This is a genomic window from Jeotgalibacillus campisalis (genome assembly GCF_000829515.1).
Lineage (GTDB): Bacteria > Bacillota > Bacilli > Bacillales > Jeotgalibacillaceae > Jeotgalibacillus > Jeotgalibacillus campisalis.
Genome location: NZ_JXRR01000017.1, coordinates 355,193 through 379,929 on the forward strand (window position 1 = coordinate 355,193; position 24,737 = coordinate 379,929).

Consider the following 24,737-nt stretch of genomic DNA (forward strand, 5'->3'; position numbering starts at 1 on the left):
TTAAGATTCATCCCTTTTTAATAGCCTTGCTGCTGTCTTAGTATGTTTATTTCATTCTTATCACGATACGCCTGTAAGACTTCTTCCTCCGTGAATTCAAGCGTATGGCCTATGTCAAGATAAGCAGCCATGGTACGCTCATACGTCCGCTTGCTAGGTTGAACAGCAAACTCATGAATACAGCCATATAATGCTTTAAATTGATCCGTCAGGTCCGTTGGCTCAGCGCTGCGCTTTAATCCCTCAAATCTGAATCCTTTTTCAATTCCTAAAGAGAGCAGAAAATGAATGCCATCAACATACTCCTCAAGGATGACATCTTTGTCTGAAGGATCCTTCTCACTCCAAAATTTAAAGCAGCGCGTTTCATTAGCCAGTTCTCCAACTTCAACAAACAGCGCTACGATCTTTTTAGTAAACAAATCTTGATTCTCAACATTTTTCTCTTTTTCAATAAATGCATCCAGCTGCTGCTGCATGTCATAAAGCCTTGTCCATTCCATTTTTAACACGCCCTTTCTATCACAGTGTATCAGAAAAGCCGGAATGAAGAAGCGGCAGAAAGTTTAAAAATCAGTGAAACTTTCTTCTCTCTTGATCGTATATAAAGAAGGACTGACTTTTGGCAGGGGGATCGGAAAATGATATTGATCGTTCTTCGTTTAGTGATTACAGCTCTTATACTTTATTTATTATACAAAGGCATTAAGTATTTATTTGATCCTAAACGGAAACTTGAATTGGCTCATGATAAAGAAGAATATTATTTTTATGATGACGCAAAAAACGTCCGCAAGAATTTTTTTCTGACGTATAAAGGCGTCCTGTTTCAAGGTGAAAAGTACCTGGGTGAGTCAGACCGCTCCTTTGAAGTACTGTCCATTTTTGTATGGACAAAAGATCCATCGAAACTCCACGGCTTCACGGTAGAAGATTTTCTTTTTCTTGAAACAGACATAAAAAGCAGCTATCCGATGGCTCAAATTGACTGGAAGAGCCCAATAAAAGAATTAATGATAAAAGCAAAAAAAGAGGAAGAAACGCGATAAAATTTGCGTTTCTTTCTCTTTTTTTATAGCCATAGCAAGAGTAAGATTACTGCATAAGCAGTTGCGAGGACAGGAAGACCATATTTAAAGGAAGCGTGCTTCGTTTTATGCCGGAATTTTTTCATGCCGGTAAATGTACCGATCGCGCCGCCTAAAATCGAAATTCCCCATAATGTGTTTTCTGATATTCGGTATTCGTTTTTCTGCGCCCGGCTTTTATCTGCTCCCATAATAGTAAAGCCGATGATCGTCATGATCGCCAGGTACATGGTAACGATGATGGTAAAATCTATCGCAGGCATATTGTGGCTCCTTAAAAATTTATTGGTCACATAAGAATAAACGCTGCTTTATTATATCAGATATTTTTATCTTATTGGCTATCCCAAGAGCCAATATTTCTGCATTCAAAAAGACTGCCCTATATAAGGACAGCCTTAAAAATCAAATTATTTGTTTAGTTGATTTTTAGCAGCATCAGCAAGCTGAGTGAATGCTTTGTCGTCTGCTACAGCAAGATCAGCAAGCATTTTACGGTTTACTTCGATACCAGCAAGCTTAAGTCCGTGCATTAAACGGCTGTATGAAAGACCGTTCGTGCGGGCAGCTGCATTAATACGAGTAATCCAAAGTTTACGGAAATCACGCTTCTTTTGACGACGGTCACGGAATGCGTAGTTTCCTGATTTCATTACTTGTTGGTTCGCTACTTTATAAAGAGTATGTTTTGAACCATAATAACCTTTTGCGAGTTTAAGAACTCTTTTTCTACGTTTACGAGAAACGATTCCACCTTTAACACGTGGCATATTAAAACCTCCTAATAAATCGTTGTACTATTTTAGTTTGATTAGATCATGTGTTTGATGCGTTTGTAATCGCCAGCTGAAACCGTTGAGCTCTTACGCAGTTTACGTTTAGCCTTCGTTGATTTGTTAGCGAAAAGGTGACTTGTGAACGCGCGTGAACGCTTAAGCTTTCCAGAACCAGTCTTTTTGAAACGCTTAGCTGTTCCGCGGTGAGTTTTCATTTTCGGCATGAGTATTGTCCTCCTTAAAACGTTACTTTTCGTTCGTTGGTGCAAGCATTAGAAACATGCTGCGGCCATCCATTTTTGGCTTCGTTTCAACGGTGGAAACGTCCTTACATGCTTCAGCGAAGCGCTCAAGTACACGTTGTCCGATTTCCTTGTGCGTAATCGCACGGCCGCGGAAGCGAATAGATGCTTTCACTTTGTCTCCTTTTTCAAGGAACTTGCGTGCATTGCGAAGCTTGGTATTAAAATCATGTTCTTCGATCGTAGGACTTAAACGTACTTCTTTCAAATTTATGATTTTTTGGTTCTTACGCGCTTCTTTGTCTTTCTTTTGCTGCTCGAACTTAAACTTACCGTAGTCCATGATACGGGCTACTGGCGGCTTTGCATTCGGTGCAACTAGTACTACATCAAGGTTTACACGAGCTGCGATTTCAAGGGCTTCATTTTTGGATTTAATTCCAAGCTGCTCCCCGTTTTGATCGATCAGCCGAACTTCACGTGCACGAATACCTTCGTTTAATAATACATCTTTGCTAATAGTAATCCACCTCCGGATTGATGTCGCGAATACGCAATTTGGGCTAAAGTGTCTATTCGACTGCTTTCTCACGTAAATGATCACACAAAAAAAGCCGGAAACTAAGCTGTTTCCCGCATCAGTGCTTACTATACAGACAATGTCTTATAGGATCACGTGTTACCTGTCAGCTGCATGTTGCGCCAGTCAGGTGAGAAGCGGGCCGCTTCTTCTTTTACCACAAACTTGTATTCAATTCACTCTTTCGATTGTAACCGAATGATGAGTGCTTGTCAATCCCTATCGATTAATCAACATGTTTGATCATACCATGACAATCTATATACATGCAACCTAATTTTGTTTAAAAAAATGTAATTAGGCTATTATTAAATACGAACAGTTGATTTAATACACTAGGAGGTTTTTATATGAAAAAATTATTGCCACTCACTCTTGCAGGATCTGTCTTACTCATATCTGCATGTGCTCAAGAAGATGAAACAGTTGAGGAACCGGCAGATGCGCCTTCTATTGAGGAAAATGAAACTGCTGAAACGGACTCACAGGATGAAGCCCCTACAATCTCTTTTCTGAAATTTGAAATGGATGTTGATTATGAAGGGACTGAAAATGATTTTGAGGTTTCGTATGACGCAGATGAGAGTGTGGAAGCAGCTTATGAAAACCAAAGAAATGCACTTACTCTTGCAGGTGATGATGCTTACGACGAAATTGAGCCCGTCCTGAGCGAATTTGATTTTACAGCAGAAACTTCCGAAGAAGAAATTGTCAAGTCGGTTATCAAAGGTTTTGAAGTGGAAGATGGATACGATTCTATTGAAATCGAAATTACCTTTGAGGATGGAACTGAAAAAGAAATTGAGCAGGTAGAAGAATAACTGACTTTTTTTTTAAGGATAAAAACCCATTTAATAAAATATAGAGTGTCATCATGAATAGATTCTAATTCACGATGACACTCTTTTGTTTTGCGCAGAATCAATTTTCTTTTCAACTGCTCTACGAACCATTTTACTGCTGTTTTTATTAAAGCAGTAGAAAAATGGTTCGAAGACTTATCAGCATCTAAACGACTCGCATCCTGCTGTGCTAAAGATGGAAATGATCTGGTCCTTTTTTTAAAAAAATAAGAATGGACATAGTAAAATCAGGATAGAACTTATTGCGCACCAGCGATTAATGAGAATTCCTCACAAGAAAATCATGTTCTTTTGATCATACAACAAAGGATAGGTTCATTGCAGTGTAAGGCGTCGACTCCTGCGGGATGCAGCGGGAAGGGTGAGAATGTGAAGATGCGGCAGCATCAAACAGGCTCACCTCCCGCCCCGCGGAAAGCGTATGCCTGAAACGGAAATGAACCGGTCCCGTTATAAAAAAATCCTTCAGTCTAAATGAATTATAATTTATGTGTTTCTTTCTTCAATGCAGCAGTAAAGTCCGCAAATGAAATCGTTTCAGAATTTTGCTCTCCGTATTTTCTTACATTCACTTCTTCTTTCTCCGCTTCCTGATCTCCTACAACGAGCATGTAAGGAATTTTTTTCATTTGTGCTTCTCTGATTTTATAGCCCATTTTTTCATCGCGAAGATCTATTTCAACACGGGCGCCGTTTAAGCGCAGTTCGTCCTGAACTTTTTTGGCATAATCCAGGTGAATATTCGGCGACACAGGGATGACTTGCACCTGTACAGGAGACAGCCACGTAGGAAGTGCACCTTTATGCTCTTCAATTAAGAAAGCAACAAACCGTTCCATCGTTGAGACAACGCCGCGGTGAATAACAACCGGACGGTGCTGTTTTCCGTCTTCGCCTATATAATTCAAGTCAAAACGTTCCGGAAGCAGGAAGTCAAGTTGTACAGTGGAAAGCGTTTCTTCTTTACCGATGGCTGTTTTCACTTGAACATCAAGCTTCGGACCGTAAAATGCTGCTTCGCCGTCTGCTTCGAAATAATCATGACCCATTTCGTCCATGGCTTCTTTAAGCATTGCCTGTGCTTTATTCCACATCGCGTCATCATCGAAATATTTTTCTGTGTCCTTTGGATCACGATAAGATAAGCGGAATTTATATTCATTCAGTCCGAAATCTTTATACACTTCTTCTATAAGACGAACGACACGCTGAAATTCTTCTTTAATCTGGTCAGGACGCGCAAAAATATGAGCATCATTTAACGTCATCGCTCTTACACGCTGAAGGCCGGATAGAGCTCCTGACATTTCATAGCGGTGCATTAAGCCTAGTTCTGCTATTCGTATTGGCAGCTCTCTGTAGCTGTGTATATCCTGTTTGTACACCATCATATGATGAGGGCAGTTCATCGGCCGCAGGACTAATGTTTCGTTGTCCATTTCCATCGGCGGGAACATGCCTTCTTCATAATGCTCCCAGTGTCCGCTTGTTTTATACAGATCAGCGCTTCCGAGAACAGGTGTGTAAACATGCTCATAACCCAGTGAAAGTTCTTTATCGACAATATAGCGTTCAATTGTGCGGCGGATTGTTGCCCCTTTTGGCAGCCAAAGAGGAAGCCCCTGTCCAACCAATTGTGAACTCGTAAACAAATCAAGTTCCTTACCAAGCTTGCGGTGATCTCGTTCTTTTGCTTCTTCGATCATTTTCAGGTGATGATCAAGCTCTTCTTTTTTAAAGAATGCTGTTCCATAAATTCTTTGGAGCATCTTATTGTCACTGTTGCCCCTCCAATAAGCTCCCGCCACACTTAATAGCTTGAATTCCTTGATATGCTTTGTAGAAGGTACATGGATGCCTCTGCATAGATCGAAAAATTCACTTTGTTTATAAATTGTTACATCTTCATCTGAAGGAATGGCATCGATCAGTTCAAGCTTATAAGGATCTTCGATCGCCTTAAAACGCTCAATCGCTTCATCTCTGCTGACAACCTCTCGTTCTACATCGATGTTGTCTCCAATAATCTTCTTCATTTCTTTTTCAATTCGCGGAAGATCTTCTGTCGATATGGAAGATTCTGTGTCAATATCGTAGTAGAAGCCGCCCTCAATCACAGGTCCAACCCCAAGCTTTGCATCCGGATAGAGACGTTTTACTGCCTGAGCAAGCAAATGCGCAGCACTATGACGCATAATTTCCAATGACTCTTCATTGTCCGGTGTTAAGATTTCAACCGCTCCGCTTTCTGCAAGAGGTGTGCGCAGATCAATTACTGATTCGTTAAATTTCCCTGCTACTGCTTTTTTCTTTAATCCCGACGAAATGGATGAGGCTATTTTTTCGATTGAAGTTCCTTTAGGATATTCTTTTGAATTCCCATCAGGAAATGTAATCTGAATCATTTCTGACATTCTTCTCACTCCTTAAGTTTATGCCGTTTTATAGGCTGAATTAAACACAAAAAAGCCCCATCCCCGGAAAGGGACGAGGCTTGATAAGCATACTCGCGGTTCCACCCTTATTTCTAATCAATGGTTCAATTAGAATCTCTGGTTCAGCTAACGGGCTGCAGCCGATATGAACTACTGTTACTTCGCTCATACAGTTCAAAGGGGGTGAAGAAGTTACTCGTGATTAAAGGGGTTTCAGCCAATGCCCCTCATTCTCTGGGAATCCGTGATAACTAAACATGTCCTCATCAATACTTTTTGATATGGAATTAAAGTGTTTCATTTGATGTCATTTTAGAGGATAGCTTTTAGAAAAGCAAGTCTCATTTTTCTTTCGTTTTAATTTCTGCGGTTTTTTCCGCTCATGTGAACGGGAATCGTCAGGAACTTTATTCTCTCCATGATTCTTGCCGCTTTAATCGGCTCTTCTTCTCCTCTTTGAGAATAAGTAAGGTGATGCTCGAGCCCCTTGTAATCAAAGTTAGATGTAAAAAAGGTAGGCAGCTCTTCGGCCATACGATACTGCAGAATCGTGCCAAGCACTTCATCTCTGGCCCAGCTCGATAGTGATTCAGCACCTATATCATCAAGCATAAGAATTGAGCTCTTTTTCACTGCATCCATTTTGCTCGAAAAGGACTGATCGCCAAGTGACTGCTTCATTTCACGAAGGAACTCAGGAAAATAGAGGATGAAGCTTGCGCGATTATTTTTTTTCAGCTCATTTGCAATCGCTCCTAAAATATAGCTTTTCCCTACTCCAAATTCACCATGAATAAACAGCCCTTTGTAATGCTCGGGATCTTTAATCAGTCTGTCCACCAGGTCATCAGCCATTTCGTGAACCTGCATACGGTCGGCACTATCCAAATCTACGTCATCAAGTGTCGCTCTTAAAACATCTTTCGGTACATACATGCTTTGAATAAGGGTTTCGGTCCTGCGCTGCTCATCATGCGCCATTTTTCTTGGACATCTGTGATATTCAAGATCTATCAGTCCACTTTGAATGATTATTTTTGGTTCATATCCAGCCATCGTGTTAATACAGCCTTCAAGGTTCGGACAGCTTTTGCAGGAACTGGAGCGATTAATAAATTCATATAGCTTAATCATTCCCTGGTCTAATGCATTTGGAGCAAGCTCCTCTTTATGCTGTTCGAAAAACTGCTGTACTTCAGGATTGCCGGTTATTTGTTTTTTCATTTCATTGTATCGTTCCTGAAAACGGTCAGACCCAGCTAATTTCTTAAGCGTGCGGTTTATTGGATCCATTATTGATCACCTGCCTCAAGCTTCTTTTGACGACGCTTCTCCAAATACCTGCGTTTTTTTTCTTCGAACTCAAGATCATCTTGTTCCTCTTGAGGTTTATCAGCACTTTCTGATTGCTGCCTGTTCTTAAACCAATCCGGCAGCTGCTCTTTTCGAATGGTCTTGTTGCTTTTTCGTCTTTTAGTGCCGTTATTTGTTTCTTCTTTCCATTCCATGTACTTTTTATGTTCTTTTTTTGCTAACTCCATTGCATCTTCAACGGTCGTGATATTAGAACGCGCCCAATGGGTAGCAATTTGCTCAACAAATGCTTTCGTCAGTTTCATTCCTGTGCGCAGCAGCACAAATTGAAGCAAAACATTCACCACTCCCTGAGGCAGCTTTTTCTCATATAGCAAATCCTCAATGAGGGTCAGCTCCGATTTGGTTGGCTCTACTCCATTCGAAGCATCTTTTAAGACCTGTACAGGTGAAGCTTTCTCAAGGTAATCCATCAGTTCAGAATCATCCGACTCAGAACGGACTGATACGGTTTTTTGATCATTCGGCTTTTTAACAGCCGAAGTAAGACCTGGAAGAATCTGACTTCGATTTAATTGATAAAAATCTCTCGCAGCTTTCCTCAATACTTCAAGATCTATCTCATTTTCCTCATCAACTGCAGAGATCACAATGTTTTTCATGTCCATTTCAGTTAATCCATAAAGAGCAGCAAGTTTTGAAACCATACTTTTGACCTTATAGTTTATCGCTTTTCTCGGGACCATCATTTCTGAAAGACCTGCGAGAAGCAAATGAAAATCAAACGATGTAAAATCGGTTTGAAGGCCGGCATTCTGAGCAGAAAATAAAAGCGACTCATTTTCACCAGGCATACGGTCCGCTTCAGGCATTCTATTCATTAACGCTTCTGATTCATAGACATCCTGAAATGAACGAGTAACTTCTCTATAGGACGTCAGCGCTTCAAATGAAACACAAAATCTTTTTTTCAACCGCTGAAATTGAGTATTTCCCACTTGTCTGTACAAAAAAACACTTAGCATCGGATCTTCAAAAAATTCATTTGCCTGCAATGGAGGCTGCAATTGATATAGAAATTCCTTTGTATCTCCACCCTTAATATAAGTCTTAAGAAGACCCATGCCCTCAAGATGGATGCGGGCATCAAAAATCTGATCAATTGAAACATTCAACATGCCAAGCAGCGTTGCGTGAGTCGCAGGTTTGCTTTCAAGCTGAAAATGCTGCACCTCTTCCCACAGCATAAAATACAAACTGATGGATGAAGCTCCTACCAGCGGCTGGTATAGAGACTGAATGATGGACCTGTCCGTTTCATGTAATAATCCATTCAACTGAACACGGTAGTCGTCTGTGGGCTGTACTTCTCTCCACATATTTGTCATGATACAATCGGCCCTTCCTTTTAATGCACTAGACAAAAAAAGAGCTAAGGGTTATCTCAGGCTCCCTTATGCTCGTTCCTTATTAATTAATTCTTTTAATTCATCAATAAAAACATTTATATCTTTAAACTGCCGGTAAACAGAGGCAAACCGAACGTACGCGACTTCATCTACTTTTGCCAGCCGGTCCATTACAAGCTCCCCGATATCAACTGATGGCGTTTCTGATATCCCCTGATTACGTAGCTCTCTTTCGATCGAAGAGGAAATATTTTCTAATTCTTCAAAAGGGACAGGACGCTTCTCACATGCCCGAATAAGACCTCTTAGTATCTTTTCCCTGCTGAACTCTTCACGAATTCCGTCTTTTTTTACTACGATCAAAGGAATTTCTTCCACTTTTTCAAAAGTAGTGAACCGATAGTGACAGGATTCGCATTCTCTTCTTCTCCGAATCGCTTTGCCTTCATCGATTTGTCTGGAATCAATGACTCTTGTCGTATTTTCATGACACGACGGGCATTTCATAAAACCAGCTCCACAACGTGATTATTTGCTTCTATCATAATAAAAATACTCCGAAAGCACAAGAAGACTCATCGCTGATCTTTTCTAAGCTCCTTGCCTAAATACGTATAGCATGCAGCGATCTCCTGCTTTAATTTCGGATAAGCACCGCCAATGATGGCAGAATCAGCAGATACTTTAATATCCACCGCTGTATGTAATGGTCTGGTGCTAACAATCGTTGCAATAATAAACATTTTTGGATTGCTCGTTTTTTGAATCATCATTTCACCATGTTCTTTTGATTCTGAAGTTATCGTATAGCCGGGCGAAGAATAAAACTTTTCGACTTGACTATAGGCCTTATCAAAAGAAGCTTTATAATAATGTGTCTGCAGCTCTTCTTCTTTATGCTGATCTGATGTTTCACACTCTGAACTAAATCGTTTAAACAACCCTCGTATTCCTGCCAATCAAATCTCCTCCTGTAACGCTCTTCTATCTACCATTCTATCAATGTTTACAGGAAAGGACAAAATCATTAAGGAATTCTTTTTACTACAACGATTTATTAGAAAGATAGTAGTAAATAAAACGGGTCATTTCCGTCTTCAAGAGGACGAGTTATGCTTCTGATCTATCCTAATGGTCAAATAAGAAAAACCATCTATACAAAATAAAGAATGTCTTTATGAATGAAGCATTCATAAAGACATTCTTTGCTAGTAATAAGATTAGTTTTTTTCGAGCCTATGAATCAAATATATGCTTAAACGGCACTGACTGTCGGCTTCCCAACACGTACAGGACCCATACCTCTTGGCACTTCGATTGTTTCGTTTGATGTCGCTCCCAATGATTGGGCTATATGATCAGCAGCAATTGTCGGATCAAGATCTCCGCATGTGTATACATCAATACTGGCATAACCGTGCTCCGGAAAGCTGTGAATGGTTAAATGCGATTCAGAAATGATCACAACACCGCTGACACCCTGTGGCGCAAATTTATGAAATGCTACTTCTCTAACTTCTGCACCTGTTTTTAGTGCCGCATCTACAAACACCTGTTCAATTAAATCCACGCTGTTTAACTTTTCAAAGTCACAGCCCCAAAGTTCTGAAATTACATGACGACCCATTGTTTCCATGATCGTTCCCCCTTAATACAAATTTGATTTTATCTGGTTGTTCATACGATCCTTACCACGGGGGAAAGTTAGTCCGATGAGGTCCTAACCCTTTAAGTAAAGATGTGCTTTGTGTGGAACCAAATAAGATCACGAAAAACAGTATACGTTTTTTTTCAGCTTTATGCAATCAATTAATTAATTTTGAAACAATTTGAAAAATAAAACGTATAAAGAGTAGATTGGAGTCTTTACCGTCACACCCCGTCAAGGAGGAAGAAATCATGGCTGTCATTTTAGGACTCATTGGAGATATTTTTGCTGCGATTGCCGGTTCTTTTTCTCAGGCAATCGACAAAGAAAAAGAAAAAAATAATGAGTCTGACCCGTTAGAATAAACAAAACAAAAAACTGGAAGGATCCCAACTGCTGATCCTTCCAGTTTTTTGTCTTATATAGAGATTGGTTGCCTGTGATTAAAGACTTATGAGACAGAAATTTCTGATGAAACCTCGTGCATTTTATGGGCGACATGCTTAACAAGATCCACTACTCTGCATGAATAGCCCCACTCATTGTCATACCACGCAAGCACTTTGACTTTTGTTGCTCCAATAACCATTGTTGACAGCCCATCAATAATGGCGGAATTGGAATTTGTATTAAAATCGACAGAAACCAGGGGTTCAGTCGTATAGGAGATGATGCCATTCAATTCATCATCAGCCGCCTGTATAAATGCATGATTGATTTCATCAACTGTTACTTCGCGTTTAACATCCACTACCAGATCTACGAGCGAAACATTCGGAGTCGGCACTCTTAGAGCCATCCCATGCAGCTTGCCTTGAAGGTTAGGAAGCACTTTGCCAAGGGCTTTTGCTGCTCCTGTTGAGGTTGGGATGATCGATTGACTGCATGAGCGCGCTCTTCTAAGATCTTTATGAGGATTATCGATATTATTCTGATCATTCGTATAGGCATGTACAGTTGTCATCAGACCATTTTCTATTCCAAATGCTTCATCCAGTACTTTCGCTACCGGCGCAAGACAGTTCGTCGTGCACGAAGCATTTGAGATTATATCATGCTTTTTTATTTCTAAAGCGTTTTCATTTACTCCCATAACGATCATAACATCTTCTTGTTTACCAGGCGCAGTCAGCACTACTTTTTTCGCTCCGGCATCAAGATGAAGTGCTGCTTTATCACGTGCATTAAACTTCCCTGTGGCTTCTATCACTATATCGATGTTCATTTTTTCCCAAGGAAGCATCATCGGGTCCCGCTGATTAATTAAGATAATTCTATGTCCATTTACAATTAATGCGTCTTCTTCCGCATGAACTTCCCCATTGAACACTCCATGAGTCGTATCATATTTTAGCAGGTGGGCTAGCGTTGCAGCAGGATAACTGGCATTAACAGCTACAATGTTAAGAGCCGGCTCCATCACTGCTTTTCTAAACACCATTCTTCCTATACGTCCAAAACCATTAATTGCAATATTAGTCTGTGTCATATGGATCCCCCTAATTACGTTATACTGATAGTGAAATAACTAAGATTAGTATAACATATTGATCACATTTTAAAAGATAATTTTCGCATATGACCTGAAAGTTCATCTTTATTTAATCACTCTCTAAAACCAGCAGTCATATTACAACATGATAGAGATCTTTTTTTCACTCAACAGAGTCCCCGATGCTAATCCCATTGGTAAAGCCCCCTCCAAAAAAAGGTAAAAAAAAAGAGCTCAAACGCTCTTCTTTTACTAAATCTGTTTGGTTCTAAGGGGCAGCCTTCCACTGAACGAGAAGCTCTTCCATTTGTATAAAGGACTGCTCTACCGTCCCGGAATTATCAATGACTGCATCGGCCTGCGCTTTTTTCTCGCGGAGAGGGAGCTGCGAAGAAATTCTCGCCTGCGCTTCCTCCGCTGAATACTGATTTCTTTCCATTAGTCTTTTTAACTGAATGTCTTCCTGAACATACACCACTACAATTTTATCGACCATCCATTGAAGTTTGCTTTCGAAAAGAAGCGGAATATCCAGAAAAATGGTTTGTTTCCCAAGATGCACAGCTTTTTGCTTTTGTTCAAGCATCTCTTTTCGCACGGCCGGGTGTACAATGCTGTTCAGTTTTTCCCGTTCTGTCTTACTGCCAAAAATGATCGCTCCGAGCTGAGCACGGTCTATCGTTCCATCTTCAGCCACAATCCGCTTGCCAAACTGTTCTACTATTTTACGGTACGCCTCCTGATTTGGTTCCACCACTTTCCTAGCAGCCAAATCGGCGTCAATCACTGCGTATTCTCGCTCAATCAGCCAGTTGGCAATCGTGCTTTTTCCACTGGCAATGCCCCCGGTCAAACCAATGATCATACTAGCCCCTTCTTTCTTTAACGCTGACATTTTCCACAGTAATGGGAATTTCTCCCTCCAATTACAGCCTGTTTAACATTGCTTCCACACTTCGGACATTCTTTCCTGCCGTACATCTGCAGTCTGTCCTGCATGCTTCCTGCCTGACCATTGACATTCCGATAATCCGAAATGCTGCTTCCGCCTGCGTCTATTCCTTCCTGCAGGACAGAAACAATGTTGTTAAATAATTCAATTCTTTTACCCAGACTGATTCGGGAAACCGCCCGTTTAGGATGTATTCTTGATTTAAATAAGGCTTCAGTCGCGTATATATTTCCGCATCCGGCAATGACCTGATGATTCATTATCACTTCTTTTACAGGCTTTGAGTTAAATTTTGGCAAGTTCAGTGAAGCCAAAAATAATTCCTGGGCATTTTGATCAAAGGGTTCAGGGCCAATAGCAATGATTGGCGGATGATCTTCCAGTTTATCTAAAAACCGCAACTCGCCAAAGCGCCTGATATCTGAATAAATAAGCAGCCTGCCGCTTTCAAATGTAAAAATCACATGAACATGGCTGCGGAATTTATCTTCTGTTATTTGATCAACGGAATCAATTGCAAACCAAGCACCTGACATGCCTAAATGAGACAGTAGAAAAGCGGTTGATGATGCTCTTTCCACATGAAACAGTAAATATTTGCTCCGCCTTTCAATCCGGTTCATTTTGTATCCTTTTACGTGGTCTGAGAAATGTGCAAGACCCTTGCCTTTTATAATGGCCTGTTTTCCATTCTCATGTGACTTTTTAACTTGTTCAGAAAACTGCACCGAAACAATTGTTTCCCCAATCACGTATGGTTCAAGTCCTCGTTTCACATGTTCTACCTCTGGTAATTCGGGCATTCCTTACACTCCCTAGTGTTCAATTACTTTGCATCATACCAGGTATTGCCGAATGAGTAATCCACTTTAAGCGGCACAACTAGTTCAACCGCTTTTTCCATTACTTCCGGTACAATACGCTTTAGAATTTCAACTTCTTCTTTTGGACATTCAAAGATCAGCTCATCATGCACCTGCAGAAGCATCGTGGCTTGTAAGCCCTCTTGTTTTAATCGTATCGCCATGTCAATCATCGCTTTTTTTATAATATCAGCTGCAGTTCCCTGGATCGGTGTGTTCATTGCCGTTCTTTCAGCAAACCCGCGGAGGTTAAAATTACGGCTCGTAATTTCAGGAATGTATCTTCTTCTATGGAGAAGTGTTTCAACATAGCCCTTTTGTTTAGCCTCTTTAATAATATCATCCATATATTCCTTTACTTTTGGATAGCTGCTTAAATATCGTTTAATAAATTCAGCTGCTTCCTTTCTTGGAATATCAAGACTTTGAGATAGACCGTAATCGCTTATTCCATAAACAATACCAAAGTTTACGGCTTTTGCATGTCTTCTCATACCCTGCGTTACCTCTTCCTTGCTGACGCTAAAAACATCCATTGCTGTTTTCGTGTGGATATCCATATTGTTATTAAACGCCTCAATTAATCCATCGTCTTGTGAGATGTGGGCAAGAACTCGCAGCTCAATCTGGGAATAGTCCGCTGCAAACATGATCCAATCCTTCTTTGACGGAATAAAAGCCTGGCGTATTTTACGGCCTTCTTCCAATCGGATCGGTATGTTTTGCAAATTAGGATCCGTTGAGCTCAGCCGGCCTGTTTGCGTTAAAACCTGATTATATCTTGTGTGTATTTTACTCGACTCTTTATCCACCACTTTGAGGAGTCCTTCAATATAGGTAGATTGAAGCTTCCCAAGCTGCCTGTAAATCAGGATATGATCAATAATTTCATGCTCAGATTGTAATTTTTCAAGTACATCTGCTGAGGTTGAATAACCTGTTTTCGTTTTTTTCACTGCAGGAAGTTCGAGCTTTTCAAACAGGATAACACCAAGCTGCTTTGGAGAATTAATATTAAAAGACTCCCCGGCGATTCTGTGAATATCTTGTTCAATCTGGGCTAATTTTGTTTTTAATTCTTCACCCATTTCCTTTAGCCGGTCAACATCAACCAGTACCCCTGTTTTCTCCATTTCAGCCAATACTTCAGCCAGCGGCAGTTCAAGCTCGTCAAATAAGTCAAACTGTTCATTTCTCTCAAGGTCCCGTATACAAGTGTCTTTTATTTTCCCTATCGCAGCGGCTTTTCTTGCAATGTGCTCACCAAGTATTTTCTCATCTGGAACTTTCTTTTTCGCTCCCTTGCCATATAAGGCTTCATCTGACTGAACAGCATCGGCGCCGTGTCTTTTTGCAATCGATGCAAAGTCAGCAGCTGCTTGTGAAGCATCAATGACATAAGAGGCAATCAGAAGATCAAAGTCAATTCCTTTTAAGTCCATACCCAGACGGCTCAATGCCACAATCGACTGTTTTGAATCGTAGACGGACTTTTGGTTTTCCTCATCTTCAATCCATTTTTTAAACAGTGCGGATTCCCTGGCTTTTTCTACCGGAATAAAATACGTGCCGCCCCTATGGTGAAGCCCTATTCCTAGAATGTCCGCTGTATGATAATTCGGATCATATAGTTCAATGTAAAGCTGAGATTCTGAAGGCAGCATGTCTTCTGTAATTTCTTCAGCATAGATCCAATCCAGATTTTTCAATTCAATTTCTTCTTCAGTGCTGTCTCCTAATTTATCAAGAAGTGTCTGAAACGAAAGCTCGTTAAAAAGAGAGCGAAGCTTTTCCTGATCAGGCTCCTGTCGCATTAGGTCATCGAGTTTTATTTCTACTGGCGCAACTCGAGTGATGGTGACTAGCTCCTTGCTCATTTTTGCCTGATCTTTAAATTCATTCAATTTGTCCTGCAGCTTGGCTCCCTTTACTTCACTTATAGAGTCGAGCAGTGTTTCAAGTGTTCCAAATTGCTTCAGCAGTTTTATAGCGGTTTTTTCCCCTACTCCGGGAACGCCTGGTATATTATCAGAAGAGTCTCCCATCAGACCCTTCATATCAATAATCTGATCCGGTGTCAGTCCATATTTTTCCTTAATGTGATCAGGTGTATAAGACTCCATATCCGTTATACCCTTCCGTGTGATTTCCACTCGGGTGCTTTTAGAAGAAAGCTGTGTTAAATCTTTGTCCCCTGATACGACAACTACCTCGTATCCTTTATTTTCTGCTTGCAGAGATAACGTACCAATAATGTCATCCGCTTCATACTGGTCTAATTCATAATGCTTAATGGAATAAGCAGCAAGCAGGTCACGGATAAACGGAAATTGCTCAGAAAGCTCTGAAGGTGTCTTCTGTCTGCCGCCTTTATACTCGCTATATGTTTTATGGCGAAAGGTTGTTTTCCCCGCATCAAAGGCCACTAGGATATGGGTGGGTTTTTCATCATCAATCATCTTAGTCAGCATGGTTGTAAAACCATAGATTGCGTTTGTATGTACGCCTTTGTCATTGTTGAGTAATGGCAGTGCAAAAAAAGCGCGATAGGCGATACTGTTGCCATCAATCAGCATTAGTTTTTTACTCAAATAAACTCCTCCTCAAATGAATGTTCCCGTATGCTCGGCAGTTTTGACAAACAAAAAAGCCGCTGCTTCTTTCATTTTAGCATGTCTAAAATGAAAGAGAAAACAACGGCTCATATTCTGGATTGATTTTCTAGGCACTTATTCTAATGCACCTGACAATAAACTGGCATATGGAGAATCTGCTGGAAGAATAATCATCGTTTTATCATCGATCGTCGTTTTATAAGATTCAAGTGTACGATAGATTTCGTAAAATTCAGGATCCTTTGAGAAAGATTCGTTATACAGTTTTGCTGCTTCCGCTTCACCCTCAGCCCGAATAACGTCGGCTTCAGCATTTGCTACAGCAAGCAGCTCCCGGACTTCACGATCAGTCTGAGCTTCTATCCGGTTTTTATTAGCATCACCTGTAGATAAATATTCCTGCGAAGTGGATTCCCGCTCGGAAATCATTCTGGTGAATACAGACTGTTCATTTTCTGTCGGAAGATCGGTTTGCTTCATACGGACATCTACGACCTCAATCCCAAATGATTCCTTCGTCAAAAGCTCGTTCACACGTTCTGTTACCCGGTCATTTAAACTTCCTCGGGAAGATTTTTCGTCATTAATAATATCCTCGTAGTTTAACTGCCCAAGCTCAGTTCGAACAACCGAATAAATATATTCTTCCATACGCGACTCCGCATTAATCATCGTACCCGCATTTGAAATCATGTCTTTTGGACTTGTAATGCGCCATACAGAATAATTATCAATAATAATTCTCTTTTTGTCACGCGTATTAATTTCAGCCTCTGAAACATCATAGGTCATTTGATATTTCGGGAGAGAAGTAACGCTTTGAATAAATGGAATTTTGGCGTTCAGACCAGGATCTTCAATAATCTTAACTACTTCCCCAAATTGTCTGACAACACGGTATTCCCCTTCTTTTACGATAAAAACATTTAATATAGCAGTGATTAGCAGAATGAAAAATACGATGAGTGTAATGCCCAATTTGGAGTATTTTTTCCATTCCAATGAAGAACCGTTGTTTTTTTTCTGAGTTGAAAAATCAAATACCTTGCTGTCCGATTTTTTATCATCGCTCATTATTGCCCCTCCTCACTTTCGGCCTCTTCTGTCGGTGCCGGCTGAGAACGTTCTAAAGGATTAAGCGGCAAGTACTTCAACGTGCCCCCATCATCGTTCATAATATACACTTCAGCATTCGGCAGCACTTCTTCAAGTGTTTCGATAATCAATCGCTGACGCGTGATGTCCGGGTTTGTCTGATATTCAGCATATAACTTATCAAAGATCGCTACGTCTCCTCGCGCCTGCTCGATTCGGGCTGTTTTTTCCCCTTCTGCCCTGGATTCAATCGCATCTTTTTCACCTTCTGCTTCATTGATCAATTGGTTTCTATATTTATTTGCCTGATTTTCTTTCGTATTCATCGTTTCTCTCGCATCCGTAACTGCGGTAAATGCCTGACGCACTTCTTCGTTCGGCAATTCCACATCCTGCAGCTGAACAGCCTGGATAGAGATGCCTATATCGTATTTTTCCATTAGTGAGGAAAGAAGGTCTCTTACTTCCAACTCGATTTCTGCTTTTCCTGAAGTCAAAGCATCATCAATCTCTGAGCTGCCAATAATACTGCGGATTGAAGCAGCCGTTGTATCATAAAGAACTTCTTCCGGGTCCTCAGCATGAAATAAGTACTTTTTAGCATCCACGATCTTCCATTGAACAACAAGATCTGCCAGTACAATATTTTCATCCCCTGTAATCATTTTTGTTTCTTCAGGGAAAGATTGAATTTCACCGTCTTCCTGCTCATACCCAAACTGAAGACTGAACGTTTCCTTGGACAGAACTTCAACCTGCTGGATCGGCCAAGGCATTTTAAAATTTAAACCTGACTCTGTGATCGTTTCGTTCGCTTCCCCAAATGTCATCACAAGCGCCTGCTCGGATTCATCAACTGTATACCAGGAAGTAAATAAAATAATAATGAGGAGGATGGCGGTCGTGATAAGTCCTAGACCCGCCATAATTCGTTTTACGCTCATTTTAACCTTCCTTTCAAAATCGTTATATTCTTTTTACGAGTTATATATTGAAAAGTTTCAATAACATTTCATTTTTATTACAGGAAATAAATATGAACATGAAAAAAGACGTGAACGGGGTCTGTTCACGTCTTTCTTCTGGGTTCCTTGGATGAAGGGGTTTTCACTAAACATCTTATCAACTAAATGTTAAGAAAAAACCCTTTTAATGTAAAGTGAATGTAAAGTCTCTATTCATTCATCCAATATTTTTTAGGTAGCGAGATTAAAAAAGCTGTACCCTTATTTGGTTCACTCGTAACAGAAATCTCTCCATGGTGAACCTCCACAATATGTTTCACAATGGCAAGCCCCAGTCCAGTACCACCTGAATTTCTGCTCCTCGCTTTATCTACGCGATAAAATCTTTCAAAAATTCTTGGAATTTCTTCTTGTTCCATTCCTATTCCATCGTCTTCAACCTTTATCAGCACACGCTCTGTCTGATCAGTGACAGTCAGCCTGATTTCACCCCTTGGCTGTGAATAAGTCAGCGCATTACTAATTAAATTGATGAAGACCTGTTTCAGCCGGTCGTGGTCTCCTTCAATAAAAAGGTTCTGATCTCCATCCAGGAGAATCTCCATACTTTTCTGGTCAGCTTTTTGTTTCATAATGGCTCTGGCTTCCTGAAGAAGATCAGTAATGCTGACATTAGATACTGCCAGATTAAAGCCCTGCTGCTCGACCTTGGACAAATCCAATAAATCTTGAATCAAATCCTGAAGACGGTCACTCTCCTTCAAAATAATCGTCAGAAATGATTCCAGCGCTTCTTTGTCATTCATCGCTCCATCTAAAAGCGTTTCAGTAAATCCTTTAATGGAGGTGATTGGCGTCTTTACTTCATGAGAAACATTTGCAACAAAATCTTTTCTCATCTGCTCCAGCTTTTTCAGTTCGGAAATATCATGGAAAACAAGAACAATACCCTGCCAAATACTTCCATCACCAATAATCGGAGCTCCATACACTTCCAGATGAAGCTTAGAAAACACGGATTTAACGTGGATTTGTTTTCTAATTCGCTGCTCGGTCATAAAGACTTCTTCAGCTACTTCACGAACCTGCTTATCGGAGATGATATCCACATATCGTTTGTTAATTACTTCGTCTGTTTGTAAATGAAAGAATTCTAAAAAAGTGCGGTTCACCAACACAATATATCCCTGACGGTCAATCATAATTAGACCGCTTCCCATATTTTCGATCAGGGTCTGCAGCCTGTCCTGCTGAATGGCTTGCAGAGTTACCATTTCCTGCAGGTTTCTTGCGAGTACATTAATAGCATTACTCAGCATTCCCGTCTCATCTACTCGATCTTCATACGTTCTGGCCCGATAATTGCCTTTTGCCAATTCAATCGCAACTTTAGTAGCGGATTCAATTGGTTTCGTATATTGATTGGTGATTCTCGATCCCAGCAAAATGATAATAAACATCGCTACACCAAGAGTAATTCCTAAAATAATCCAAATCTGACGATAAACTGCTTGTAACTCGTCAAACTTTGTTGCTACGATGACTAATCCCTCTGTTTCCCCAGCTGTCACACCCTTGGCATAATAAATCGTGTTTTCATTCGCTTGATATTGTGTAATCGGATCTTCAGAGGACAAATCATCCTCACTTATCGATTGTACCGTGCTAGTATGAGTCCTTATATTCACATTGTTTTCACTGTCATAGATAACATTGCTTGACTCGCTGATCATCAAGATTCGGATATCGAGCACGTCGCTGAGCTCATCAAATCGCGAAGAGGCTACAGTAGTAAAAAAAGGCTGAAGCTCAACTTCATTGACAACGATCTGTACTTCTTTTTCCATCCTTGAATGTAAGGCATTTAAATAATAGGATTTAAACAGTTCACCGATCAACACCCCAAGCCCTACCAGAACTAATACGATGAGCGAAATGAGCGCAAATAAGAGTCTTGTTCGAAAACTAGACATTTTCAGTCTTTCTTCGGCTGTTCCATTTTATAGCCAAGTCCCCTGATGGTTTTGATATAAAGAGGTTTCTTCGTATTTTCCTCAATTTTCTCTCGAATATGGCTGATATGCACGTCCACAATCCGTGTATCACCAGCAAAATCATAATTCCACACAGCCTGTAATAGCTGATCTCTCGTCAGTACTCTTCCTTTGTTTTCAACCAGGTAGAGCAGAAGCTCAAACTCCTTTGGTGTTAAATCCAATTGCTTATCTTTATAATAGGCCTCATATTGATCTGGAAAAACCTTAACATCCCCTACTTTAAAGGAGTGATCCTCATCTGCTTCTTCCGGTGCTATTACTTCTGCTTGTTTTGTCCGTCTTAAAATAGCTTTGGCTCTCGCTACAACTTCCCTTGGACTAAATGGCTTTGTCATATAATCATCTGCACCCAGTTCAAGTCCAAGAACTTTATCAAACTCATCGTCTCTTGCTGTCAGCATAATGATCGGCGTCTGAATTTGTTCCTGTCTGAGCTGTTTACATACCTCAATTCCATCCATTTTAGGAAGCATTAAATCAAGTACAATCAGATCCGGCTTTTCTTCAATCGCTTTTTGCTTGCCGTCTTGTCCGTCTAAGGCTGTTACAACTTCATAACCCGCCTGCTCTAAATTATATTTTAATAAGGTTACAATTGATTGCTCATCATCTACAACCAGAACTTTTTTACTCATGTTCTACCTCCGCATCGTGTAGTAAAACCAGTCATCCATCCAATAACCACCTTCATTATAGTATACATTTAAGCGCTTTTCGATAGAATTCAAGGGCTTTGGTAAACTTAAGTACATATTTCTCCACGGTATGCATACCGGTTATAACAGGAGAATGACAAATAAAACGCTTTCATTGTTGCGTAGCCTAACTTGGTCGAGAATTAGAAGGTGTGATCATAAAAGGAAAAAACTTATCCCAAATGTACATGATAAAAAAAAGCACACCGCAGTGTGCTCTATACGTGTAGTATATACTTTCGCTTTTCTATTCATCCGCAGTACTGAAATGATTTTTTATAAAGAAATCCTGCTTTAAAAGTTATCTAGTGCCGAGTTTTCAAATCTCTCAAGTTTATGAGGAGGGCATACGGTAACTGTACCAGTCACAACAACTTCACCATTTTCATCAAACGCCTTCACTTTTATTTCAATTTGGGCATTTGGACGATCGATCGACATCACTTCAAACAAAAACTCCACGGTCGCATAATGTGGAAGCGCTTTCGGAAAAGATAAGTTTTGACCAATGATATGCGACCCGGGTCCCGGCAGGTATTTTGAAACTGCGGATGTAATAAAGCCTGTCAGCATAATAGACGGAACGATTGGTTTTTTATGAGGTGTTTGTGATGCATAATCGTGCTGAATATATAATGGATTTGCATCGTTCGTGAGCCCCAGGAAAAGAAGAAGATCCTTGTCTTCTATTTTTTCAGTCAGGGTTAATTTTTCCCCAATGGTCATATCTTCAATATTTCTCCCCATTTTTCTCTTTTTTCCCATCAGCAAGCTGATCTCCCCCTTTATTCGTTTAACTGCTGCTTTAATCTCGTTTCGTTTTATCCTTATTTTAAGAAAGAGCTTGGGACAAAAGTCTCAAGCTCTTTGACCGGTTCGCTGCGCTTCAGGCGGACGCTTTCCGCAGGGACGGGAGCTTGAGCCTTTTCAGGGCCTTGCCCTGTAAAGGCTCAGCTTGCCGTCATATCCTGCAGGAGTCGCCGCCTTCCGCTCCGCTCTCCTATTACTATTAATAAATACTTCTTCATTCTTTAAACTTTTTTGAGTTCTGTCCAAGCCTTTTCAATTGATCATGACGATATGGTGAAGCTGTTAATCATGTGCTTGTAAGTGCACCCATCACACTTTTGACTGAATGAACTGATTTCTGCAGCTGGTCTTTCTCGCTTTCAGATAACTCAAGCTCTACGATTTTTTCAATCCCATTGCCGCCAAGGACAGTCGGAACACCAAGGTAAATTCCTTCAAATCCATATTCACCTTCAAGATACGCAACAGCTGGCAAAACCCGCTTCTGGTCTTTTAAAATGGCCTCTGTCATTTCCATAAGGGAAGCTGCAGGAGCATAGTATGCAGAACCATTGCCTAAGAGAGCAACAATTTCACCGCCGCCCTTACGTGTACGGTCGATAATCGCATCCAGACGATCTTTGGGAATCAACGTTTCTAACGGGATGCCTCCAGCATTTGAATACCTTGTTAGTGGAACCATGTCATCTCCATGGCCCCCAAGTACGAACCCCTGAATATCTTTAACGGATAAATTCAGTTCCTCAGCAACAAATGTATTAAAACGTGCTGTGTCTAATACACCCGATTGCCCAATGACCCGCTCCTTAGGGAAGCCGGATTCCTTATACACTGTGTAAGTCATCGCGTCGACAGGATTAGATAGGACAAGGATCGTGCTTTCCGGAGAATGAAAGGTTACTTCTTTTGTCACTGCTTTCATGATTTTCTCATTCGTTTGAACAAGGTCGTCACGGCTCATCCCAGGCTTACGCGGAATACCTGCAGTAATAATCACCACATCCGACCCGGCTGTATCTTTATAATCAGAGGTACCTTTTATCGACACATCATAGCCAAATACCGGACCTGCTTCGAGCATATCCAGCGCCTTTCCTTTGGTGGGATCTTCATTTTGCGGAATATCAACTAATACGATGTCACCAAGTTCTTTTTGTGCAAGAAATAGGGCAGTGGTTGCTCCCGTAAATCCCGCTCCAATAATTGAAATCTTGTTTCGCTTGAATCCCATTGCAATTCCTCCCAATCTATGATTAATGGCTAGTATAAAGAGGTTGGGACAAATAAATATGCCTCAACCTCTTATAACCGGTTCTCTGCGCTTCAGGCGGACACTTTCAGCAGGGACAGCGCTTTAACCTCCTTCAGGCCTTTGCGCACCTGGGAAGTCTCAAGCAGCCGTCAAATCCTGCAGAAGTCGCCGTCTTCCACTCCGTTCACCTCGTACTTAGAAAAAAGACTCTTTGTAGATGAAGAAACTAAAAAACTAGTTTTTCTGATTACATATTTTCGATAAGAGCTGTTCCAAACTCAGAACATTTAACTTCTGTTGCCCCATCCATTAAACGTGCAAAATCATACGTTACTACTTTAGAAGCAATTGTTTTTTCCATAGAAGAAAGAACAAGAGCAGCTGCCTCACTCCAGCCAAGATGTTCTAGCAATAGAACGCCTGAAAGAATAACAGATGAAGGATTTACTTTATCAAGACCTGCATATTTTGGCGCAGTACCATGAGTCGCCTCAAAAATTGCATGGCCGGTATCATAGTTGATATTCGCTCCAGGGGCAATTCCAATTCCGCCAACCTGTGCTGCAAGTGCATCAGAGATGTAGTCACCGTTTAAGTTCATCGTAGCTACTACATCAAACTCAGCAGGACGTGTCAGGATTTGCTGCAGGAAGATATCTGCAATAGAGTCCTTGACAATAATTTTCCCAGCTGCTTCAGCATCGCTTTGTGCTTTATTTGCTGCATCCAGTCCTTGCGCATCCTTAATCTCATCGTATTGAGCCCAAGTGAATACTTTATCGCCAAATTCTCTTTCAGCTAAATCATAGCCCCATGATTTAAAAGCACCCTCAGTAAATTTCATGATATTCCCTTTATGAACAAGCGTGACCGATTTGCGGTTTTCTGTCAGTGCATAGTTAATTGCTGCACGAACCAGACGCTCTGTCCCTTCTTTAGAGACCGGCTTAACACCGATGCCTGATGTTTCAGGGAAGCGGATGTTTTTAGCTCCAAGCTCGTCCTGAAGGAAAGCAATCAGCTTTTTCACTTCATCAGATCCCTCGGCAAATTCAATTCCAGCATAAATATCTTCTGTATTTTCACGGAAAATAACCATATCAGTGTCTTCCGGACGTTTAACAGGAGAAGGTACACCTTCAAAATAGCGGACCGGACGAAGGCATGTAAACAAGTCAAGCTGCTGGCGAAGCGCCACATTTAATGAACGAATTCCCCCGCCGATTGGAGTGGTTAAAGGGCCCTTAATCGCAATAAAGTACTCATTAATCGCGTCAAGAGTAGCTTGTGGAAGCCATTCGCCAGTTTGATCAAAGGCTTTTTGTCCAGCAAGTACTTCTGTCCAGACGATACTTCTTTCACCATTGTATGCTTTTTGTACTGCTGCATCCAGAACACGGGAAGAAGAAGCCCAAATATCCGGACCAGTGCCGTCCCCTTCTATAAATGGAACAATCGGATTATTTGGAACGTTCAATATTCCGTTATCAACTGTAATTTTTTCACCTTGTGTCATCAGAAATTCCCTCCAGCTTCATTGTTTAAGACCGGCATGCGTAAAAGCCGGTCTCTTCATCATCTAGTTC

Annotated in this window: 24 protein-coding genes and 1 other annotated feature; of the genes, 2 read left to right on the top strand and 22 right to left on the bottom strand. The window is 40.8% G+C overall.

Annotated elements, in window-relative coordinates; translation table 11 throughout:
• Nucleotides 1-17: 17 nt before the first annotated feature.
• The gene (locus KR50_RS14140; protein ID WP_041059981.1) at nucleotides 18-503 is read right to left on the bottom strand and encodes a dUTP diphosphatase; all 486 of its coding nucleotides are present in this window, start codon (nucleotides 501-503) and stop codon (nucleotides 18-20) included.
• Nucleotides 504-641: 138 nt separating this feature from the next.
• Between KR50_RS14140 and KR50_RS14145 the strand changes: the two genes are divergently transcribed.
• Nucleotides 642-1,049: a sigma-w pathway protein ysdB gene (locus KR50_RS14145; protein WP_198134257.1), complete on the top strand. Its 408-nt coding sequence runs from the start codon at nucleotides 642-644 to the stop codon at nucleotides 1,047-1,049.
• Nucleotides 1,050-1,072: 23 nt separating this feature from the next.
• On the opposite strand, the gene KR50_RS14150 is transcribed toward KR50_RS14145, so the two are convergent.
• From KR50_RS14150 to infC, 4 genes are all read right to left on the bottom strand, one after another.
• Entirely contained in the window at nucleotides 1,073-1,351 is a 279-nt protein-coding gene (locus tag KR50_RS14150) for a DUF1294 domain-containing protein (protein ID WP_052477129.1), read from the bottom strand.
• Between the two features lie 147 nt (nucleotides 1,352-1,498).
• The gene (gene rplT / locus KR50_RS14155) at nucleotides 1,499-1,858 is read right to left on the bottom strand and encodes a 50S ribosomal protein L20 (protein ID WP_041059983.1); all 360 of its coding nucleotides are present in this window, start codon (nucleotides 1,856-1,858) and stop codon (nucleotides 1,499-1,501) included.
• A gap of 41 nt (nucleotides 1,859-1,899) precedes the next feature.
• Complete coding sequence (gene rpmI, locus KR50_RS14160; RefSeq protein ID WP_041059986.1) at nucleotides 1,900-2,088, bottom strand: 50S ribosomal protein L35; 189 nt, start codon at nucleotides 2,086-2,088, stop codon at nucleotides 1,900-1,902.
• Between the two features lie 22 nt (nucleotides 2,089-2,110).
• On the bottom strand, nucleotides 2,111-2,626 hold the full coding sequence (gene infC / locus KR50_RS14165) for a translation initiation factor IF-3 (protein ID WP_041060427.1): 516 nt from the start codon (nucleotides 2,624-2,626) through the stop codon (nucleotides 2,111-2,113).
• 79 nt (nucleotides 2,627-2,705) lie between these two features.
• Nucleotides 2,706-2,846, bottom strand: a sequence feature (ribosomal protein L20 leader region).
• A 190-nt stretch (nucleotides 2,847-3,036) separates the two neighbouring features.
• Here infC and KR50_RS14170 point away from each other — a divergent pair.
• Nucleotides 3,037-3,507, top strand: a complete 471-nt coding sequence (locus KR50_RS14170) for a YusW family protein (protein WP_041059989.1) — start codon at nucleotides 3,037-3,039, stop codon at nucleotides 3,505-3,507.
• 521 nt (nucleotides 3,508-4,028) lie between these two features.
• Here the strand turns inward: KR50_RS14170 and thrS are convergent.
• From thrS to icd, 17 genes are all read right to left on the bottom strand, one after another.
• On the bottom strand, nucleotides 4,029-5,963 hold the full coding sequence (gene thrS, locus KR50_RS14175; protein ID WP_041059992.1) for a threonine--tRNA ligase: 1,935 nt from the start codon (nucleotides 5,961-5,963) through the stop codon (nucleotides 4,029-4,031).
• Between the two features lie 378 nt (nucleotides 5,964-6,341).
• Nucleotides 6,342-7,277 carry a primosomal protein DnaI gene (gene dnaI, locus KR50_RS14180; RefSeq protein WP_041059994.1) on the bottom strand — a complete coding sequence of 312 codons (936 nt, stop codon included), beginning with the start codon at nucleotides 7,275-7,277 and terminating at the stop codon, nucleotides 6,342-6,344.
• Nucleotides 7,277-8,686 (bottom strand): replication initiation and membrane attachment family protein, encoded by a 1,410-nt coding sequence (locus KR50_RS14185; protein ID WP_041059996.1) that lies wholly within the window; start codon nucleotides 8,684-8,686, stop codon nucleotides 7,277-7,279. The genes dnaI and KR50_RS14185 overlap by 1 nt, the downstream gene beginning before the upstream one ends.
• 66 nt (nucleotides 8,687-8,752) lie before the next feature.
• A complete protein-coding gene (gene nrdR, locus KR50_RS14190; protein WP_041059999.1) occupies nucleotides 8,753-9,214 on the bottom strand; it encodes a transcriptional regulator NrdR in 462 nt (153 codons plus the stop codon).
• A 68-nt stretch (nucleotides 9,215-9,282) separates the two neighbouring features.
• Nucleotides 9,283-9,666, bottom strand: a complete 384-nt coding sequence (locus KR50_RS14195; protein ID WP_041060002.1) for a hypothetical protein — start codon at nucleotides 9,664-9,666, stop codon at nucleotides 9,283-9,285.
• 296 nt (nucleotides 9,667-9,962) lie between these two features.
• The gene (gene speD / locus KR50_RS14200) at nucleotides 9,963-10,343 is read right to left on the bottom strand and encodes an adenosylmethionine decarboxylase (RefSeq protein ID WP_041060005.1); all 381 of its coding nucleotides are present in this window, start codon (nucleotides 10,341-10,343) and stop codon (nucleotides 9,963-9,965) included.
• 463 nt (nucleotides 10,344-10,806) lie between these two features.
• The gene (locus KR50_RS14205) at nucleotides 10,807-11,844 is read right to left on the bottom strand and encodes a glyceraldehyde-3-phosphate dehydrogenase (protein ID WP_041060008.1); all 1,038 of its coding nucleotides are present in this window, start codon (nucleotides 11,842-11,844) and stop codon (nucleotides 10,807-10,809) included.
• Nucleotides 11,845-12,115: 271 nt separating this feature from the next.
• Nucleotides 12,116-12,712, bottom strand: a complete 597-nt coding sequence (gene coaE / locus KR50_RS14210) for a dephospho-CoA kinase (protein ID WP_084215624.1) — start codon at nucleotides 12,710-12,712, stop codon at nucleotides 12,116-12,118.
• Nucleotides 12,713-12,729: 17 nt separating this feature from the next.
• The gene (mutM, locus tag KR50_RS14215) at nucleotides 12,730-13,602 is read right to left on the bottom strand and encodes a bifunctional DNA-formamidopyrimidine glycosylase/DNA-(apurinic or apyrimidinic site) lyase (RefSeq protein WP_041060015.1); all 873 of its coding nucleotides are present in this window, start codon (nucleotides 13,600-13,602) and stop codon (nucleotides 12,730-12,732) included.
• A gap of 23 nt (nucleotides 13,603-13,625) precedes the next feature.
• Nucleotides 13,626-16,253: a DNA polymerase I gene (gene polA, locus KR50_RS14220; protein ID WP_041060018.1), complete on the bottom strand. Its 2,628-nt coding sequence runs from the start codon at nucleotides 16,251-16,253 to the stop codon at nucleotides 13,626-13,628.
• Nucleotides 16,254-16,391: 138 nt separating this feature from the next.
• Complete coding sequence (gene hflC, locus KR50_RS14225) at nucleotides 16,392-17,351, bottom strand: protease modulator HflC (RefSeq protein ID WP_041060021.1); 960 nt, start codon at nucleotides 17,349-17,351, stop codon at nucleotides 16,392-16,394.
• The gene (hflK, locus tag KR50_RS14230) at nucleotides 17,351-18,316 is read right to left on the bottom strand and encodes an FtsH protease activity modulator HflK (RefSeq protein WP_041060023.1); all 966 of its coding nucleotides are present in this window, start codon (nucleotides 18,314-18,316) and stop codon (nucleotides 17,351-17,353) included. Before hflK ends, hflC begins: the two co-directional genes overlap by 1 nt.
• 230 nt (nucleotides 18,317-18,546) lie before the next feature.
• On the bottom strand, nucleotides 18,547-20,310 hold the full coding sequence (gene pnpS, locus KR50_RS14235; protein ID WP_041060025.1) for a two-component system histidine kinase PnpS: 1,764 nt from the start codon (nucleotides 20,308-20,310) through the stop codon (nucleotides 18,547-18,549).
• Nucleotides 20,311-20,312: 2 nt separating this feature from the next.
• Entirely contained in the window at nucleotides 20,313-21,029 is a 717-nt protein-coding gene (locus KR50_RS14240; protein WP_041060027.1) for a response regulator transcription factor, read from the bottom strand.
• A 354-nt stretch (nucleotides 21,030-21,383) separates the two neighbouring features.
• The gene (locus tag KR50_RS14245) at nucleotides 21,384-21,860 is read right to left on the bottom strand and encodes a hotdog family protein (RefSeq protein ID WP_041060029.1); all 477 of its coding nucleotides are present in this window, start codon (nucleotides 21,858-21,860) and stop codon (nucleotides 21,384-21,386) included.
• Between the two features lie 325 nt (nucleotides 21,861-22,185).
• On the bottom strand, nucleotides 22,186-23,130 hold the full coding sequence (gene mdh / locus KR50_RS14250; RefSeq protein WP_041060032.1) for a malate dehydrogenase: 945 nt from the start codon (nucleotides 23,128-23,130) through the stop codon (nucleotides 22,186-22,188).
• 268 nt (nucleotides 23,131-23,398) lie between these two features.
• The gene (icd, locus tag KR50_RS14255) at nucleotides 23,399-24,667 is read right to left on the bottom strand and encodes an NADP-dependent isocitrate dehydrogenase (protein ID WP_041060035.1); all 1,269 of its coding nucleotides are present in this window, start codon (nucleotides 24,665-24,667) and stop codon (nucleotides 23,399-23,401) included.
• Nucleotides 24,668-24,737 lie beyond the last annotated feature (70 nt).

What these genes read in the sequence shown, in the direction of transcription:
- KR50_RS14140 (WP_041059981.1), bottom strand. Translation starts at nt 503, where the DNA reads ATGGAATGGACAAGGCTTTATGACATGCAGCAGCAGCTGGATGCATTT.
- KR50_RS14145 (WP_198134257.1), top strand. Translation starts at nt 642, where the DNA reads ATGATATTGATCGTTCTTCGTTTAGTGATTACAGCTCTTATACTTTAT.
- KR50_RS14150 (WP_052477129.1), bottom strand. Translation starts at nt 1,351, where the DNA reads ATGCCTGCGATAGATTTTACCATCATCGTTACCATGTACCTGGCGATC.
- rplT (WP_041059983.1), bottom strand. Translation starts at nt 1,858, where the DNA reads ATGCCACGTGTTAAAGGTGGAATCGTTTCTCGTAAACGTAGAAAAAGA.
- rpmI (WP_041059986.1), bottom strand. Translation starts at nt 2,088, where the DNA reads ATGCCGAAAATGAAAACTCACCGCGGAACAGCTAAGCGTTTCAAAAAG.
- KR50_RS14170 (WP_041059989.1), top strand. Translation starts at nt 3,037, where the DNA reads ATGAAAAAATTATTGCCACTCACTCTTGCAGGATCTGTCTTACTCATA.
- thrS (WP_041059992.1), bottom strand. Translation starts at nt 5,963, where the DNA reads ATGTCAGAAATGATTCAGATTACATTTCCTGATGGGAATTCAAAAGAA.
- dnaI (WP_041059994.1), bottom strand. Translation starts at nt 7,277, where the DNA reads ATGGATCCAATAAACCGCACGCTTAAGAAATTAGCTGGGTCTGACCGT.
- KR50_RS14185 (WP_041059996.1), bottom strand. Translation starts at nt 8,686, where the DNA reads ATGACAAATATGTGGAGAGAAGTACAGCCCACAGACGACTACCGTGTT.
- nrdR (WP_041059999.1), bottom strand. Translation starts at nt 9,214, where the DNA reads ATGAAATGCCCGTCGTGTCATGAAAATACGACAAGAGTCATTGATTCC.
- speD (WP_041060005.1), bottom strand. Translation starts at nt 10,343, where the DNA reads ATGGAAACAATGGGTCGTCATGTAATTTCAGAACTTTGGGGCTGTGAC.
- KR50_RS14205 (WP_041060008.1), bottom strand. Translation starts at nt 11,844, where the DNA reads ATGACACAGACTAATATTGCAATTAATGGTTTTGGACGTATAGGAAGA.
- coaE (WP_084215624.1), bottom strand. Translation starts at nt 12,712, where the DNA reads ATGATCATTGGTTTGACCGGGGGCATTGCCAGTGGAAAAAGCACGATT.
- mutM (WP_041060015.1), bottom strand. Translation starts at nt 13,602, where the DNA reads ATGCCCGAATTACCAGAGGTAGAACATGTGAAACGAGGACTTGAACCA.
- hflC (WP_041060021.1), bottom strand. Translation starts at nt 17,351, where the DNA reads ATGAGCGATGATAAAAAATCGGACAGCAAGGTATTTGATTTTTCAACT.
- hflK (WP_041060023.1), bottom strand. Translation starts at nt 18,316, where the DNA reads ATGAGCGTAAAACGAATTATGGCGGGTCTAGGACTTATCACGACCGCC.
- pnpS (WP_041060025.1), bottom strand. Translation starts at nt 20,310, where the DNA reads ATGTCTAGTTTTCGAACAAGACTCTTATTTGCGCTCATTTCGCTCATC.
- KR50_RS14240 (WP_041060027.1), bottom strand. Translation starts at nt 21,029, where the DNA reads ATGAGTAAAAAAGTTCTGGTTGTAGATGATGAGCAATCAATTGTAACC.
- mdh (WP_041060032.1), bottom strand. Translation starts at nt 23,130, where the DNA reads ATGGGATTCAAGCGAAACAAGATTTCAATTATTGGAGCGGGATTTACG.
- icd (WP_041060035.1), bottom strand. Translation starts at nt 24,667, where the DNA reads ATGACACAAGGTGAAAAAATTACAGTTGATAACGGAATATTGAACGTT.